This is a genomic window from Massilia sp. 9096, assembly GCF_000745265.1.
Taxonomy (GTDB): Bacteria; Pseudomonadota; Gammaproteobacteria; order Burkholderiales; family Burkholderiaceae_D; genus Telluria.
This window is the reverse complement of record NZ_JQNN01000001.1, coordinates 3,422,642-3,438,727: the sequence shown is the minus strand read 5'-3', so window position 1 is coordinate 3,438,727 and position 16,086 is coordinate 3,422,642. Positions and strand designations below refer to the sequence as shown.

The following is a 16,086-nucleotide window of genomic DNA, read 5'->3' as shown; positions in this document are numbered from 1 at the left end:
TCGGTAAGGGTTACGGCGTGCGGGTGCGCTCGAGCGCGCGCCGCAGATCCTGCAAGACCTGGCGCGCGCTTTCGCTGAGTTCGGCTTCATCCGCGAGCAGGACCGGCAAAGTCTGCCAGTCGGCCCGGCGCGAACGGGCCACGGCCGCGCGTGCGCGCCCGGCCAGTCCGGGGAAGCGGTAGAGCTGGCGGCGCAGGAACTCGTCCAGCCGCGGCCGGGCGACCACGAATGCGACCCCGCGCAAGGCGATCGTCTTGACGAGCTGGCGCGCCAGCCGCTTTGCCGTCATTGCGCCGCCGTCTTCTTGTCCGCGCAGTGCGGACAGGATGTGCCGGCCACATAGGCCGGATCCAGCTGCTGGCGCGGCGTCACCACGGCGCGGCAAGCGAAACACTGGACGGTTTCGGTCGGCTCGAGCTTGGGATTGAGCGCGGTGCGGTAGTCGAACACGAAGCAGTCGCCCGTGTAATGGTCGCCGCCGACGTCCTCGAAGTATTTCAGGATGCCGCCCTCGAGCTGGTAGACATTGTCGTAGCCGATGTTCTGCATGTGGATCGCCGCCTTTTCGCAGCGGATGCCGCCGGTGCAGAAAGTCACCACGGTCTTGCCTGCGAAATCGGCCTTGTGCTGCTCGATCACGGCCGGGAACTCCGTGAACTTGCCGATCCGGTAGTCGACGGTATTGTCGAAGGTGCCGACGTCGACCTCGAAATCGTTGCGCGTGTCGACCATCACGACCGGCTTGCCGGCATCGTCGTGGCCCTGGTCGAGCCAGCGCTTGAGCGTAGCCGGCTCGACGGAAGGTGCGCGGCCTAGCTCGGGCTTGATCAGCGGCATGCGCATCGTGATGATTTCTTTTTTGATGCGCACCAGCATGCGCCGGTGCGACTGTTCGTTCGAATAGCTGTACTTGACTTCGATGTCGGCGAAGCGCGGATCGCTGCGCAGCCAGGACAGGTAGTGCTCGATGTCGGCGGGCAGCCCGGACAGGAACATGTTGATGCCTTCCGGCGTCAGCAGGATCGTGCCCTTCAAATGCAGCTGCGTGCACAGCGCCTGGAACTGCGGGCGCATCTCTTCGGTATCGTCGAAGGAAATGAATTTGTAGGCGGCGATGTTGACGTAGCGATGATCGGCACTCGTGGCGCCGGCCAGCGCCGTTTGATCAGGTGTGGTTTGCATGATTGCTAAGAAGCGTAATTCCAGTCAACCGCTATTATATGCCGGCAAGCTGCCGAGGAATCGCCGCAGCCGCATCGGATTGCGACAGCAAGCGAACGACTTCCTGTGCCTGCGAAGCCGAAGCGCAGATGAGTTGGTCGGCGCAGTCCGCGACGCTGCGCAGCCGCGCCGCCACGTCTTCGCCGGCCAGGGCGTCGGCACGCAGCAGCACGTGGATCGCAATCCCGCGCGCACGCAGCGCCGCCAGCACCCCGGCCTGCGCCGCCGCCCGCAGCGCCGGCGACAAGGCGTCGGCGGCATACAACACGTCGCCGGCGACGGCATCGACCGGCGGCTCGTCCTGCGGCGGCCAGCGCAGCCCCAGCAGACGCGCGGTCGCGTTGCGCGCGTAGCGGTAGCGCGCGCTTTCGCCGATCCCGTCCAGGTACACCTGCTCGACCCGCACGCCCGCCTGGCTCGCCTGCCCAAGCAGCTCGAGCAACTGCGCCCGCGCCAGCGCATCCGGCGTGCCGCCATCGTTCCAATCGCTGACGTCGACCAGCAGCTGGCGCCGGCCCGGCCGTGCGGACGCTTGCGCGAGGCGTTGCGCGAGGCGGCGTAGCGCATCCTCGTCCGCCGGCCCGGCCGCGGCCTGGGCCGACAACCAGGCCTGGCGTTGGGCATCCGCGGCGGCGCGCGCGCGCGCGAGCGTATCGCGATACAGGCGCGCGCACTGCGCGGGGCGCATGCCGGCGTCGAGGTAGGCGACCGCGCGCTCGCCGAAGGCGCGGCGCAATGCGGGGTCGCGGCGCAAGGCTTGCAGGGCCGATCCCAGTTCACCGACCTGGAACTCGTCCGGCAGGCGCCACACCGCGTCCGGCGGGAATTCGGCCATCGAGCCGTTGGCGTTGACGATCGTCGGCAAGCCGTAATTCATGCAGTCGAGGACCGCCCCCGAGCTTTCGCCGTGTGCATTCGTGCGCAGCTGGACGCCCACGTCGGCTGCCTGCAGATACTGGCGGTACGCCGCGTCGTCGAGCCAGCCGGCGATGCGGATGTTGGCGTCCGGGCCGGCGCTGCGGATCAGCGCCTCGACTTCCATGCCGTACGGGCTGTCGTGATTGGCGCCGGCCAGCACCAGGGCGCAGCGGCGGTCGGTATGCAGGTTCGCGCCGATCCATGCGCGCAGCAGTTCGTGATTGAGCTTGTTGGGTGCGACGAAGCCGAAGCTGCAGACCAGGAAGCAATCGTCGTCGATGCCGAGCGCCGCGCGCGCGGCGGCGCGGTCGATGCGGGCGGGCGGCGTGCGCGGATGCGGGATGACGTCGATGCCGCGCGCGGCGTCCTGGCCGAACCAGTCGGCCGCCAGCTGGCGCGCGTAGCGCGAATGGACGATGGTCCGGGTGGCGTGTTCGAGTACCGGCAGGCTGCTGGGCCAATCCTTGTGCGCGAGGCCCTGGCTCCCGCCCATCTGGCTGGCCAGCACGGCTGCGTACCCGTGCGAATGGCGCAGCGCATCGCTCCATGCGCGCGGATCGGCGCCGCTCATCTGGGCATGCACGAGCGCGCCGCCGAGAAAGAAGTCGTGCAGCACCGCCACCCCGGGATGGCGTTCCAGCAGCGCGAACATATGGCTGTGGAAGGGGCTGTTGCCAATCTGGTAGAGCACCTGGTCGTACTCGCCGCCGTGCTCGGCAAACCAGTCGGCCTGGCGCACCGTCAAGTGGGAAAGGGCGGGCGGCAGCGTCACCTCGGGCTGGGCCACCACCAGCTCGATGTCGAAATCGTCGATCAGTTCGGCCAGCAGCTCGACCGCGTAGACGGCGATACCGGTGCGGGCCGGCGGCAAGGGCGAGACGAAGGCCAGGCGCGCGCGCGCCCCGGGCGCCCGGGGCGCCGGCGCCTGCAAGATGCGCAGTATGGCGCGCGCGCGCGGCGACAACCCATCGTTCCGGTCGGTGTCGGCACGCGCGCCCGGCGCCGGCGCGGCGCCGCCGGAGGCCATCATCATCCGGTAGGCGCGTGCATACAGGCGCGGCGAGTGCTTCAGGAGGCGCAGCGCCATCCGGCGCACCGGCGGACGGCGCATCACCAGGCGGGCCGCCAGCATCAGCGGCGCACCCAGGCTTCGCAGCAGGGCGCGGCTGGGCGCCGGACCGGCGCCCGCGGGCACGATGCCGGGACCGGCCGGCGGCAGCAGGGCGATGGCGCGCCCGGCGCTGCTGCAACCGGCACTGTGGGCGGGCTTGTCGCCGTCGGGTGCAGCCATCAGCAAATCGAGCAGGGTGCCGTGTGCGGTGTCGCGCAGGTACGGCGAAGTCATCGGATTGGGCGCGCGGCGTGACGTGGCGCGCGCGGTGAACGGATCGTCATCGGAGAAGCAGGGCAGGGCGCTTGAAACGGATGGGCGCTATTATAAGACACGGCGGAGGCCGCAAAGCCGCCGCCGCCGGGCTTGTCTCATAAAACAAGTCGAAGCGAGTCGTCAAGCGCCGTTGTTTTGATTGGTAAATGCGCCACGCCGCCGTCCGGGATGCAGTCCGGCAATCCCCGTGCCGGGCGCGCTCGCGGTAAAATGCAGAGATGACTTCTCCGACTTTTACCCACCTGCGCGTCCATTCGGAATACTCGATCGTCGACGGCCTGGTCCGCATCGACGACCTGGTCGCGGCCGCCGTCAAGGACGGCCAGCCGGCGCTGGCGGTGACCGACCTGGCCAACGCCTTCGCCCTGGTCCGCTTCTACAAGGCCGCGCGCGGGAAAGGGGTCAAGCCGATCGTCGGGGTCGACGCCTGGATCACCAACGACGAGAACCGCGACAAGCCGTTCCGCCTCCTGATCCTGGCCAAGAACAAGACCGGCTACCTGCAGATCTGCGAGCTGCTGTCCAAGGCCTGGCTCACCAACCAGTACAAAGGCCGGGCCGAGATCCGCGTCGAGTGGCTGGAAGCGCTGGCCACGTCCGTGTCGACGCTGGAGCCGGACGTGCCGCAGTCGAACGCGCTGATCGTGCTGTCGGGCGCCCAGTTCGGCGACGTCGGCCAGGCCATCGACAACGGCGACCTGGCCAAGGCCGAGGCCTGCGCACAACGCTGGGCGCAGATCTTCCCGGGCCACTTCTACGTCGAGATCCAGCGCGCCGGCCAGTCCAACCAGGAGCAGCAGGTGCGCCATTCGGTGGCGCTGGCATCGACCCTGGGGCTGCCGGTGGTCGCCACCCACCCGGTCCAGTTCATCAAGAAGGAAGAATTCATCGCCCACGAGGCGCGCGTCTGTATCGCCGAGGGCGAGATGCTGGCCAACGCCAAGCGCGTGCGCCGCTTCAACGAGGACATGTGCTTCAAGTCCCAGGCCGAGATGGCGGAGCTGTTCAAGGACTTGCCGGGCGCGCTCGCCAACTCGGTCGAAATCGCCAAGCGCTGCAACGTCACGCTCACGCTGGGCAAGCCGCAGCTGCCGAACTTCCCGACCCCGGGCATGACCATCGACGAATACCTGGTCGCCGAGACGAAAAGAGGCCTGGAAGAGCGCCTGCTCCAGCTGTACCCGGATCTGGAGGTGCGCGAGAAGGAGCGCCCGCGCTACGAGGCGCGCCTGGAGTTCGAGAACAACACCATCATCAAGATGAAGTTCCCGGGCTACTTCCTGATCGTGGCGGAGTTCATCCAGTGGGGCAAGAACAACGGCGTGCCGATCGGCCCGGGCCGTGGTTCGGGCGCGGGCTCGCTGGTCGCCTACGCGCTGAAGATCACCGACCTCGATCCGCTGAAATACAACCTGCTGTTCGAGCGCTTCCTGAACCCGGAACGCGTCTCGATGCCCGACTTCGACATCGACTTCTGCCAGGAAAAGCGCGAGCTGGTCATCCAGCACGTGAAGGACCTGTACGGCCGCGACGCGGTCTCGCAGATCGCCACCTTCGGCACCATGGCCGCGAAGGGCGCGATCCGCGACGTCGGCCGCGTAATGGACTTCGGCTACACCTTCTGCGACGGCATCTCCAAGCTGATCCCGTTCAAGCCGGGCAAACCGGTCTCGATCGCCGAGGCGATCGAGGAAGAACCGCTGCTCAAGGAACGGCTGGAAAACGAGGAAGAGGTCCGGCAGCTGCTCGACCTGGCCCAGCAGGTCGAGGGCATCACCCGTAACATCGGCATGCACGCCGGCGGCGTGCTGATCGCGCCGGGCAAGCTGACCGACTTCTGCCCGCTGTACACCCAGGGCGGCGACGCCGGCGTGGTCTCGCAGTACGACAAGGACGACGTGGAAGCGGCCGGCCTGGTCAAGTTCGACTTCCTGGGCCTGACCACGCTGACCATCCTCGACCGCGCGGTCAACTACATCCGGGCGCTGGATCCGCAAGACGCCGGCTTCAACCTCGAATCGCTGCCGCTGACCGACCGGCCTTCGTACAAGCTGCTGACGGAAGCGAAAACCGTCGCCGTGTTCCAGCTGGAGTCGCGCGGCATGCAGGGCATGCTCAAGGATGCGCGTCCCGACCGTTTCGAGGACATCATCGCGCTGGTGGCGCTGTACCGTCCGGGCCCGATGGACCTGATCCCCGACTTCTGCAAGCGCAAGCACGGCGAGAAGTTCGACTACCCGGACCCGCGCACCGAAAGCATCCTGTCCGAGACCTACGGCATCATGGTCTACCAGGAGCAGGTGATGCAGATGGCGCAGATCGTCGGCGGCTATTCGCTGGGCGGCGCCGACATGCTGCGCCGTGCGATGGGCAAGAAGAAGGCCGAGGAAATGGCCGAGCACCGCGCGATCTTCCGCGCCGGCGCCGCCAAGGACGGCCTGTCGACCGAAAAAGCCGACGAGATCTTCGACTTGATGGAGAAGTTCGCGGGCTACGGCTTCAACAAGTCGCACGCCGCCGCCTACGCGCTGCTGTCGTACCATACCGCGTATCTGAAGGTGCACCACACCGCCGCGTTCATGGCCGCCAACATGTCGCTGGCGATGGAAGACACGGACAAGATCAAGATCCTGGTCGAGGATTCGATCGACGTCTGCAAGCTGACCATCCTGCCGCCGGACGTCAACGAATCGCAGTTCCGCTTCACGCCGGAAGGCCCGCCACGCTCCGTCACCGGCAAGCAGGTCAGCAACATCCGCTACGGCCTGGGCGGCGTCAAGGGCGCCGGCCAGGGCGCGATCGAGGCGATCATCGCCGCGCGCGAATCAAAAGGCGACAAGGGCGGCAAGTTCAAGGACCTGTTCGACTTCTGCCTGCGGGTCGACCGCAAGCAGATCAACCGCCGCACGATCGAATCCTTGATCCGCGCCGGCGCCATGGATTGCTTCGGCGTCGACCGCGCGGTGCTGCTGGCTTCGGTGGGCTTCGCGATGGAAGCGGCCGGCCAGGCCGCGGCCGCGGCCAACCAGGTCAGCCTGTTCGGCGGCGATGACGCCGACCTGGTGGCGCCGCCGGAATACCTCAAGGCCACGCCCTGGACCGACCGCGAGAAGCTGAAAGAAGAAAAGCTGGCGCTCGGCTTCTACCTGTCGGGCCACATGTTCGACTCGTATGCGGGCGAGGTGCGGCGCTTCGCCAAGACCAAGCTGAAGGACCTGGAACCGTCGCGCGACCCGCGCATGCTGTGCGGCGTGATCACCGGCGTGCGCACCCAGATGACCCAGCGCGGCAAGATCCTGATCGTCTCGCTGGACGACAAGACCGGCGTGGTCGAGGTCACGATCTACAACGAGCTGCTCGAGCAGAACAAGAACTTCTTCCGCGAAGACGAATTTTTACTCGTGGTCGGCAAGGTGTCGGAAGACCGCTTCAACGGCGGCCTGCGCATCACGGCCGAAAAGGTGTTCGACATCGCCGCCGCGCGCGTGCAGTACGGCCACAAGCTGGAGATGGACCTGGCTTGCACCGCCAACACGGCCAAGCTGGCCGAGATCCTGCAGCCGTATCGCCAGCACGACGGCCTGCCGGTCAGCCTGCGCATCGCGCCGCAAGGCATCCCCTGCATCATGCAGCTGGGCGATGGCTGGCGCGTGGCCCCATCCGACGAGCTCAAGCACGCGCTCGAGCTGCAGCTGGGGGCGAAAGAGGTGGCGGTCGAGTATTAAGCGGCGTGCTCGCGCAGGCCGACCGCGGCCTGCGTGATCTTGCTCTCGGCCCGCTCCAGCACCACCGCGCGGTTACTGGTCTCCTGGTCGCGCTGGGCTTCGCGATGCCACAGATGAAAGACTTCGGTGGCGAATGCGCCGTCCTTGCGCGCCACGCCGGCGTGGAACAGGCGCAGCACCAGGTCCGAATCTTCGTAGCCCCAGCCGACGAAGCTCTCGTCGAAACCGTTCACGCGCTCCAGGTCGCTGCGCCACACGCCCAGGTTGCAGCTCTTGATGCGCCGCCAGCTGAAGGTGCGCCTGGTGCGGCCCAGGTCGGGCCAGCGCAGGCCGAGCGGCTGCAGGGTCTTGTTCAAGTCGCCAGCCAGGCGCCAGCGCAGCTTTGCCGCCGGCGCGGCGCCGGCGATATCGATGTTTTCTTCCAACACACGCCGCGTCAGGCCTTCGCTCATCAGGATGCGGCTGCCCGAGACCAGGCACCCGGGCTGCGCTAAGGCGCGGTGACGGGCGATGAAGTCGCGCTGGGGGATGCAATCGCCGTCCAGGAACACGATGTACTCGCCGCGCGCCGCCAATGTGCCGCGATTGCGCGCCATCGCAGCCCGGAAACCCTGGTCGGGTTGCCAGACGTGGCGTAGCGGCATCGGTGCTGTGGCGCCCAGCCGTTCCACGCAGGCTTGCGTGTTGGCAGTCGAGCCATCATCAGCGATAATGATTTCAAAATTCTTGTCGTTCTGCATGAAGCATGCCCGCACCACCGCTTCCAGCGCCTCCGGCCGGTTGTAGGTGGTGATCACGACCGAGATTGTTTGTGCCTGCCGCATAAGGTCCGATGTACACTGCTGTATCAAGGGCAAGAGTATCCCACAAGAATATAGATGAACAGTAATTCGACGCAGAAGAGGGGGCCGGCATCGCTATGGATAGGCGCCCTGGCTTTTCTGTTACCTTTTGTAAGCCTTGTTACTCGATCCGGCGTCAGCATCGTTAGTTTCCTGATCCTGATAAGCAGCTTGATTCTGTTCAAACCGTGTCGCAATGCGCTCGTGCGCTACTGGCCGCAGGTACGGTGGGTCGTGCTAGCCTTTCTCTTGCATTTCCTGTACGTGCTGGCGTGCAAGCTGGTGCGGGGAGCTCCCATGAGTTCGGTGGAAAAGCCGGCGCGCATGTTTTTCGCATGCAGCGCCTTGCTCGTGGTGCTGGGAGCGAATGCGCCGCGTCGAGCGCTGTGGTGGGGCGTGAGCGGCGGGGCGCTGGTCGGGCTGCCATTCATTGCCTGGCAGCGTTTCGGCTTGCACCTCGAACGCCCGGGCGGCCTGATCAACGCCATTACCTTCGGCGACCTGGCTCTGCTGCTGGGTCTGCTGTCGCTGGCGGCCGCGATCGACTTGCGCCAGAAGCCGCTCCAGTCGCTGTGGGCGGCGGCGGGGGCGCTGGCTGGGCTGGCAGCATCGGTGCTGACCGGCAGTCGTGGCGGCTGGGCGGCGCTCTTGCTGGTCTTGCCGTTACTAATTCGCCACACCGGCGCCCTAGACAGCCGTCGTGCGCGCGGTTTGCTGCTCGCCGGTGTCGGACTGCTGGCAGCCACGTGGTTCGTCCCGGCGCTTGGCGTACAGGCACGCTTCATTCAGGGGATGGACGAAGCACGGACCTGGTATACGGGCGGCCCGGTTTTCACGAACGTCGGTACCCGGCTGGAGCTTTGGAAAGGGGCGCTGATGCTGATCAGCGAACATCCCCTGTTTGGTATGGATTTCGCTGCCTGCTGGGCGCGTTTACACCAATATGCGCAACAAGGCCATCTCGACCCTATGGTATTGACGCTCCCACACCTGCATAATGACGGATTGCAGCAACTGGCAACCGGCGGCATTGTCGGTTTCCTGATCTGGGGCGCTATCCTGTTCACACCCTTGGTGTTTTTCGTGCGCCAGCTCAAAGCCGGTGCACGCTCACCGCAATTTACCGTAGCGCTGGCCGGCGCATTGGTCGTACTCGGTTATGCGGGCTTCGGCTTGACCGAGGTGATCTTCTGGTCTGTCACGGGCAGTCTGTTTTACGCGCTCATGGTGTTCATGCTCATGGGCTTCTGCCTGAATGCGAAAGAGAAAATTGGATAACAGTGTCATCATCAAGCGCCTCTGGGCCCTGGTCAAACCGTATCGCGGGCGCGCTTTCCTGTCGCTGCTCGCGATGGCGTTGACCGCGGTCACCCAGCCGCTGCTGGCCTGGGGCCTGCAGGTGCTGACGGACGAGGGCTTCAAGCAGCCGCCCGGCTTTCCGCTGTGGTACATCCCGGTCGGCCTGGTGTCGCTGTTCCTGATCCGCGGCATCGGCACCTTCGGCACCGCGTATTACAACAACTGGATCATCAGCCGGGTGACCAACGACATGCGCGCCCAGATGTTCGACCGCCTGCTGCGCCTGCCGGTGGGGCGCTTCCATGAAGAATCGACCGGCAAGATCATCAATACCGTGGTGGGCGACGTGCGCCAGGTGGTCGACATGGTCAACTCGGTGTTCGTCTCCGCCGTGCGCGACACCCTGACCGTGATCGGCCTGGTCGCCGCGCTGCTGTGGCAGAACTGGTTGCTGACCGCGGTGGCCCTGGTGGTCGTGCCGCTGACGGCCGTCATCACGCGCACCACCAGCAAGCGCCTGCGCCACCTGAACCGCGAGAACCAGCGCGTCACCGCCGAGATGACCCAGGTGGTCGAGGAAGCCACCCGCGGCCACCAGGTGATCCGCGTGTTCTCCGGCGAGCGCCACGAAAGCCGCCGCTTCTTCCAGCGCAGCGAAGCCCTGCGCGGCTTTTCGCAACGCATGACGGTGGCCTTTGCCGCAACCACGCCGGTGACCCAGATCGCCACGTCGCTGGCGCTGTCGGTCGTGATCCTGCTGGCCCTCAAGGCCGGCATGACCTCGGGCGAATTCTTCCGCTTCGTTACCCAGATGCTGCTGCTGCTCACGCCGCTCAAGGCGCTGGCCGAAGTCAACGGCCCGATGCAGCGCGGCATCGCCGCCGCCGAGACCGTGTTCGAACTGATCGACGCCCCGGCCGAGCCCGACCCGGGCACGCGCACGCTCGCGCGCGCGCAGGGGCGCGTGACGTTCGAGAACGTCTCGTTCCGCTACCCGAACGCCCACGCGCTGGCACTCGACCATGTGTCGCTCGAAGCGCGGCCGGGCCAGACCGTGGCCCTGGTCGGCATGTCGGGCGGCGGCAAGTCGACCTTCGTGAACCTGGCCACGCGCTTTTACGAGCCGGAATCGGGCCGCATCCTGCTCGACGGCGTGCCTTACCAGGACATCAGGATGGCATCGCTGCGCGCCCAGCTGGCCCTGGTCAGCCAGAACGTGGTGCTGTTCGACGACACGCTGCGCGCCAACATCGCCTACGGCGTCGAACACATCGACGATGCGCGCCTGCGCTCGGCGATCCGCGCCGCTCACCTGGACGACGTGGTGGCGCGCCTGCCGGACGGCGTCGACACCCTGATCGGCGAGAACGGCCTGCGCCTGTCGGGCGGCCAGCGCCAGCGCGTGGCGATCGCGCGCGCGATCTACAAGGACGCGCCGATCCTGATCCTCGACGAAGCCACCTCGGCGCTCGACAACGAATCCGAGCGCGCGGTCCAGGCCGCCCTCGATACGCTGATGGCCGGCCGCACTACCTTCGTGATCGCGCACCGCCTGTCGACCATCGAAGGCGCCGACCTGATCGTCGTGATGGAGCACGGCCGCATCGTCGAGCAGGGTACCCACGACGAACTGCTGGCCAAGGGAGGCATGTACGCCAACCTGTACCGGCTGCAGTTTGCCAACGCGGTGGAAATGCAATGAGCAACCAGCCGCGCGCCCTCGTGATTTCGCCGAACTGGATCGGCGACGCCGTCATGGCCCAGCCCCTGCTGCGCCTGCTCAAGCAGGCCCACCCGGAACTCGCCATCGAGGTGCTGGCGCCGCCGCAGGTGGTGCCGGTATGGCGCCGCATCCGCGAGGCCGACCACATCATGGTGACCCCGTTCCGCCACCGCGCGCTGCAGCTGGGCGAACGCCTGCGCACCGCGCGCAGCCTGCGCCAGCGCGGCTACGACGCCGCCTACGTGCTGCCGAATACGCTCAAGTATGCGCTGATCCCGTGGCTGGCCGGCATCCCGAACCGCGTCGGCTACAAGGGAGAGATGCGCTACGGGATGATCAACGTGATGCACCACGACGAGCCGCAGCGCTCGATGGTGCCGTTCTACGCCGCGCTGGCCGACGCGCCCGCACCGGCCGCGCCGAGCGGCCTGCCGCGGCCGACGCTGGTCGTGGCCAGCGAAGAGACCGAAGCGATCTGCCGCCGCCTGGAGATCGCGCGCGACCGGCCGCTGGTCGCGTTCGCGCCGGGCGCCGAGTTCGGCATCGCCAAGCGCTGGCCGCCCGCGCATTACGGCGAACTGGCCGCGCGCGTGATCGAGGCGGTGCCGGGCGTGCAGGTCGCGCTGCTCGGCTCGCCGAACGACCGCGCCACCTGCGAACAGGTGCAAACCTACGCCGCCGCCGCCGCCGGCTCGGTGCTCAACCTGGCCGGCCAGACCACGCTCGACGAGGCGATCGCGCTGACCGCGCAGGCCAGCGCCATGGTCTCGAACGACTCCGGCCTGCTGCACATCGCCTCGGCGTTGAACCGTCCGGTGATCGGCCTGTACGGCTCGACCGATCCGACCTACGCGCCGCCGTTGTCGGCGGTGTCGCGCACCATCTCGCTGCGCCTGGAATGCTCGCCCTGCCGCAAGCGCGAGTGCCCGCTCGGGCACCACGATTGCATGAACAAGATGAGCGTGGAGCGGGTGTGGTCGGAGCTGGCGCCGATCCTGGCGCCGGTGGCGGTGTAAGGAGGGGGGCGCAGGTCGAGCGACCTGCACCGGATTCTCTAGGGACTGGCGTCCCTGCAGCGAGCGGCGTCAGGGCGCCGCCGCCTCGCGCGCGCGCAGGCTGACCGACACCTGCAGCGCCATCGCGCGCACCAGCTCGTAGCGCTTCTTCGCTTCCGAACGCTTCTTGGAGGCGATCTGCTCCAGGTCCGGCGCGCCCACGGGTACGCAATCGAGTTCGAAGTCGCCGTCCACACGCTTGCGCGCGCCGAGCTCGTTCCACAACTGGTCGTAGTCGGCCAGCACGCAGCCGAGCCGCAAGGCCTTGTAGATCACGCGGTTGCGATTCGAGACCATCACCATGCGTTTACAGCCATAGTCGTGGCCGAGCTGCTGCACCAGGCTGGCCATCAGCTGCTTGGGGCGAATGCCATGCAGGTCGCGGGTGGCGGTACGGATCGCCTCGCGCGCATCCTCGGTCCTGCCGCCCTGGATGCACCCGACGCTGATCGCCGGCACGCCGTCGCGCGGCGCCACCGCGAACGCCACCGTGTACAGCACCTTGCCGTCCTGGACCAGCTGCAGCGCCAGGTCGCCTTCGCGTTCGAACATGTTCACGGTGCGCAGATGGACCTGGTAGGGCAGGCCGCTCTTGCCGGCCACCTCGGCCAGCACCACCGGTCCCAGGCTGGCGCGCGCGATCGTCTGGCCCAGCCCGCGCCGGAACATGAACGCGTAGTGCGCGCTGATCGTCTCCAGGCGCTGGCCTGGCGTCAAGGCATGGCTGACGTAGGGCCGGTAGACCTTGTACAGGAATTTGGGGTAATTACGCAGGTATTCCGAAAACGCCGGGTGCGAATTGAGCAATGCCAGCCAATCCGGGGTCTGCTTCCAGTGCAGCAGGGCGCGCAGGCGGATCTTGGCCAGCTCGCGCGCGAACGGCACCCGCGACAGGTGAGGCGGCACTGCGCTGCGCAGCGTGACCGACGGTGTGGCAGTGGCGACCAGGCGCTCGGCCCAGCCGATTTCATTCCGATAGAGCTTCATCTCATTACACCCAGATTGCGTTAAGTAACCTTATGTAACTTAGTGTAACGAACGAAATTCCTGGCGTAAATATAAAAATTGCACAATCTCACGCCAAAACATTACCGTTTGGTAATGAAGCAACGGATTGCAACATTTGAAAAAAAACCGGGCCATGAGGCCCGGTTCGGTTGCGTGACGCTGGTACGTCAGCTGGCGTAGTGCGCCGACTCCTCCGGTTTGGCCACCTCGTGTGCGGTCTCGCGCTCGCGCAGATAGCGCGCCAGTGCATCCTCGAACGACGGCAGCAGCAGGCCACGCTCGCTGGTCAGCGCGCACGCGGACGGCCGCGCCGCCGCCAGGCCCATTTCGCTGGCGGTGCGTTCCTCCAGGCCGCCGGCGTCGACGCCGGCGGCCGCGCAGGCGCGCCGCGCCAGTTCGGCCCAGCTCATGGCTTCGCCGTTGCTGAGGTGCCAGATGCCGCACTCCTTGTCGATCAGCAGGTCGAGGCAGGCGTTGACCAGGTCCGGCACGTAGGTCGGCGACACGGTCTGGTCGGACAGCGCAGCGAATGGCCGGCCGTTGCCGAGCGCGTCCAGCGCCTGGCCGACGAAATTATGCTCGTCCCACGGGCCGAAGAAGGCGCTGGTGCGGATCACCAGGGCTTGCGGGTCGGAGTCGAGCACGCGCCGTTCGGCTTCCGCCTTGCTGCGGCCGTACACGCCCAGCGGCGCCGTCGGGTCCGACTCGACGTAGGCGCTGCCCTTGTCGCCGTCGAACACCAGGTCGCTGGAGAAGGTCATGAAGCGCACGCCGTGGCGGATCGCCGCCAGCGCCAGCACGGTCGGACCGGCGGTGTTCTCGCGCATGCAGCGCTCGATGTCCTGCTCGGCATCGTCGACGCGCACGTAGCCGCCGGCGTTGATGATCGCCCAGGGCTTGAAGCGAACGATTGCGGCCTCGACCGACGCTGGATCGGTGATGTCCATTTCCTGGCGCGTCAGCACGTGGCAGGCCAGGTTGCGGCGTTCGCAGAGGCGTTTGAAAGCGCGGCCCAGCGTACCGTTGGCGCCGCTGATCAGGATCGGCTGCGGGAAGGTCGAGCGGAACGCGCCGCGGTCGGCGATGTTGGCCACCGCGGTGCGGGTCGCCACCGGCTTGGCCAGGAAGCGGCCCGGACGGCGCCACCAGCCCTGGCCCTGCAGCACCGGATGCGACAGCGGACGTCCGGTGGCCAGTTCGCGCATCAGGTGCGCCACGGCGGTCGGGCGCGGCTGCGGACCGCGCACGTCGAACGGGCCCGGCTCGTAGTAGCCGCGGCATTCGGTGACCAGGCAGTTCCAGTCGTACGAGCCGAGCAGCGCCCAGACCGTCACCGCGCGGATGTCGGCGCCGTCCTGCTGCACTTGCTTGGCCGCATTCCAGATCTCGACCAGCCAGCGCAGCTGGTCTTCGCGGTTGGCGTCGATGTGGGCCTCGGTGATCGCGATCGGCAGGCCGTAGCGCTCCCAGGTTTCCTGCAGCAGCGGGCCGATGCCCGGGGTCGGCGTGGCCAGTACGCGCGGGCACTCGATGTCGGCGTGCGGGACGCCGCGGTAGCTGGTGCGGCGGCTTTCCGGATAGCGTTCGACGCGGTGGTCGAGCCAGCGTTCGCTGGTCGCATAGTAATTGACGCCCATGATGTCGGGTGGGCAGGCGTTGTCCTTGAACCAGAGCAGTTCCTCGGCAGTCGCTTCCGAGTCGAGCAGGTAGCCCCACAGCGCATGATCCTGGTCGATCTTGCCGCACAGCATGTCCCAGCCGAGCCAACGGCGTTCATTGAAGAAGTTGGCGAACTCGGCCATTTCCGGCGTGCCGTAGGTGCGCGACAGGTCGTCGGTCTGCACCAGCTTGGCGTTCGGGTTCACCTTGCGGATTTCGCGCATCGCCAGCACGGTCGCCTTGCACTGGATGATCAGGGCGCGCACGAAGGTCGCTTCGCTGGTGCCGTGCGGGTACCAGACGCCGTTCAGGCCGGAAAAGCGCGCGGTGGTGCAGATCTCGTTGACCGGGGTGTAATGATCGACCCAGGGATAGCGGCGCGCCACGGCGCCGGCGTACTCGGCGAGCTTCTCGGGGAAGTCGTCGGAGACCAGGCTGGTGTGGCGCGGGCCGCTGCCGTGGTGGACCAGGCCGACGATCGGCGTGACGCCGAACTGCTGCAGCACCGGCAGGCGCTCGTCGGACCAGGTCCAGTCCGCGTTTTCGATGCCGTCGGGCGCGGTCCGCTCCCACAGGACCGGATAGCGGATCGCACGGATACCGAGTGAAGCAAAACGCTCCAAGTCTTGTAGCCGTGCGGCGTGTCCGTTGCGATCCATTTGGGAAAAGTAATTGTCGCGGACGCGGTTGACGGTGCATTCGAGGCCACCCCACAGCTGGAGCGGCGAGATTGCTGGCTGGATATGATTGTTCAGATTCATGGGCCTTCCCTGCGTATTGAATACAAGGCCTTAGCCTAGTCGGCGAACACAGCTTCTTTTGTGGTCCAACGAACATATAAGTACGATTTAGGACAAGTCCTACGCGGTGTCAGTCTTATCTATTTCCAGCTCAACATAATCGGCCGACCCGGCACTGTCCCGGGGCCGGGCGTGGCATCTCCGTCTTGACAGGCGAGGACGCCGCCCGCATCGTGCATCCGAATCGATTCGAAAACGGGGAGGCAAGATGTACATGGTTTACTGGACGATCGTCGACGAAGCCGGCAACACGCCGCATGCGCAGCTGTTCGACACCAGCGAGATGACGGCGGCGCTGGGCTTCATGGAAGAACTGCGGCGGCGCCAGCGCGCGGGCGAGGGCGTGCGCTTCATCACCATGTGCTCGGAGCATCCGGACCTGGTCGGGCATCCGGGAGTGGACGTCACCGGGCCGGATTACAACTGGAAGAAACGCCGTCGGTAAGGAT

At 66.7% G+C, this 16,086-nt stretch carries 11 protein-coding genes; 5 read left to right on the top strand and 6 right to left on the bottom strand.

Annotated features, from left to right (window positions below):
* Positions 1-10: 10 nt before the first annotated feature.
* The 3 genes from FA90_RS14710 to FA90_RS14700 are packed head-to-tail and all read right to left on the bottom strand — an operon-like array spanning position 11 to position 3,484.
* The gene (locus tag FA90_RS14710; protein WP_036169891.1) at positions 11-289 is read right to left on the bottom strand and encodes a hypothetical protein; all 279 of its coding nucleotides are present in this window, start codon (positions 287-289) and stop codon (positions 11-13) included.
* Positions 286-1,182 (bottom strand): sulfurtransferase, encoded by an 897-nt coding sequence (locus tag FA90_RS14705; protein ID WP_036169889.1) that lies wholly within the window; start codon positions 1,180-1,182, stop codon positions 286-288. Before FA90_RS14705 ends, FA90_RS14710 begins: the two co-directional genes overlap by 4 nt.
* 34 nt (positions 1,183-1,216) lie before the next feature.
* Positions 1,217-3,484, bottom strand: coding sequence for a glycosyltransferase family 4 protein (locus tag FA90_RS14700; protein WP_051971811.1), 2,268 nt, complete (start codon positions 3,482-3,484; stop codon positions 1,217-1,219).
* A 260-nt stretch (positions 3,485-3,744) separates the two neighbouring features.
* Here FA90_RS14700 and dnaE point away from each other — a divergent pair, with 260 nt between their 5' ends.
* Positions 3,745-7,251 (top strand): DNA polymerase III subunit alpha, encoded by a 3,507-nt coding sequence (gene dnaE, locus FA90_RS14695; RefSeq protein ID WP_036169887.1) that lies wholly within the window; start codon positions 3,745-3,747, stop codon positions 7,249-7,251.
* Here the strand turns inward: dnaE and FA90_RS14690 are convergent.
* Positions 7,248-8,048 (bottom strand): glycosyltransferase family 2 protein, encoded by an 801-nt coding sequence (locus FA90_RS14690; RefSeq protein WP_307171595.1) that lies wholly within the window; start codon positions 8,046-8,048, stop codon positions 7,248-7,250. The genes dnaE and FA90_RS14690 overlap by 4 nt on opposite strands.
* An 81-nt stretch (positions 8,049-8,129) precedes the next feature.
* Here FA90_RS14690 and FA90_RS14685 point away from each other — a divergent pair, with 81 nt between their 5' ends.
* The 3 genes from FA90_RS14685 to waaF are packed head-to-tail and all read left to right on the top strand — an operon-like array spanning position 8,130 to position 12,131.
* The gene (locus FA90_RS14685; protein ID WP_036169882.1) at positions 8,130-9,371 is read left to right on the top strand and encodes an O-antigen ligase; all 1,242 of its coding nucleotides are present in this window, start codon (positions 8,130-8,132) and stop codon (positions 9,369-9,371) included.
* Entirely contained in the window at positions 9,364-11,094 is a 1,731-nt protein-coding gene (gene msbA / locus FA90_RS14680) for a lipid A export permease/ATP-binding protein MsbA (protein WP_239700747.1), read from the top strand. Before FA90_RS14685 ends, msbA begins: the two co-directional genes overlap by 8 nt.
* Positions 11,091-12,131 carry a lipopolysaccharide heptosyltransferase II gene (waaF, locus tag FA90_RS14675; RefSeq protein ID WP_036169877.1) on the top strand — a complete coding sequence of 347 codons (1,041 nt, stop codon included), beginning with the start codon at positions 11,091-11,093 and terminating at the stop codon, positions 12,129-12,131. The genes msbA and waaF overlap by 4 nt, the downstream gene beginning before the upstream one ends.
* A gap of 69 nt (positions 12,132-12,200) precedes the next feature.
* Here waaF and FA90_RS14670 read toward each other — a convergent pair whose 3' ends face one another.
* Entirely contained in the window at positions 12,201-13,157 is a 957-nt protein-coding gene (locus FA90_RS14670) for a DUF535 family protein (RefSeq protein WP_051971810.1), read from the bottom strand.
* A 188-nt stretch (positions 13,158-13,345) separates the two neighbouring features.
* A complete protein-coding gene (locus tag FA90_RS14665) occupies positions 13,346-15,598 on the bottom strand; it encodes a family 1 glycosylhydrolase (RefSeq protein ID WP_051971809.1) in 2,253 nt (750 codons plus the stop codon).
* 253 nt (positions 15,599-15,851) lie between these two features.
* On the opposite strand from FA90_RS14665, the gene FA90_RS14660 reads away from it, so the two are divergent.
* Positions 15,852-16,082: a hypothetical protein gene (locus tag FA90_RS14660; RefSeq protein ID WP_373994611.1), complete on the top strand. Its 231-nt coding sequence runs from the start codon at positions 15,852-15,854 to the stop codon at positions 16,080-16,082.
* Positions 16,083-16,086 lie beyond the last annotated feature (4 nt).

What these genes read in the sequence shown, in the direction of transcription:
- FA90_RS14710 (WP_036169891.1), bottom strand. Translation starts at nt 289, where the DNA reads ATGACGGCAAAGCGGCTGGCGCGCCAGCTCGTCAAGACGATCGCCTTG.
- FA90_RS14705 (WP_036169889.1), bottom strand. Translation starts at nt 1,182, where the DNA reads ATGCAAACCACACCTGATCAAACGGCGCTGGCCGGCGCCACGAGTGCC.
- FA90_RS14700 (WP_051971811.1), bottom strand. Translation starts at nt 3,484, where the DNA reads ATGACTTCGCCGTACCTGCGCGACACCGCACACGGCACCCTGCTCGAT.
- dnaE (WP_036169887.1), top strand. Translation starts at nt 3,745, where the DNA reads ATGACTTCTCCGACTTTTACCCACCTGCGCGTCCATTCGGAATACTCG.
- FA90_RS14685 (WP_036169882.1), top strand. Translation starts at nt 8,130, where the DNA reads ATGAACAGTAATTCGACGCAGAAGAGGGGGCCGGCATCGCTATGGATA.
- waaF (WP_036169877.1), top strand. Translation starts at nt 11,091, where the DNA reads ATGAGCAACCAGCCGCGCGCCCTCGTGATTTCGCCGAACTGGATCGGC.
- FA90_RS14670 (WP_051971810.1), bottom strand. Translation starts at nt 13,157, where the DNA reads ATGAAGCTCTATCGGAATGAAATCGGCTGGGCCGAGCGCCTGGTCGCC.
- FA90_RS14665 (WP_051971809.1), bottom strand. Translation starts at nt 15,598, where the DNA reads ATGAATCTGAACAATCATATCCAGCCAGCAATCTCGCCGCTCCAGCTG.
- FA90_RS14660 (WP_373994611.1), top strand. Translation starts at nt 15,852, where the DNA reads ATGGTTTACTGGACGATCGTCGACGAAGCCGGCAACACGCCGCATGCG.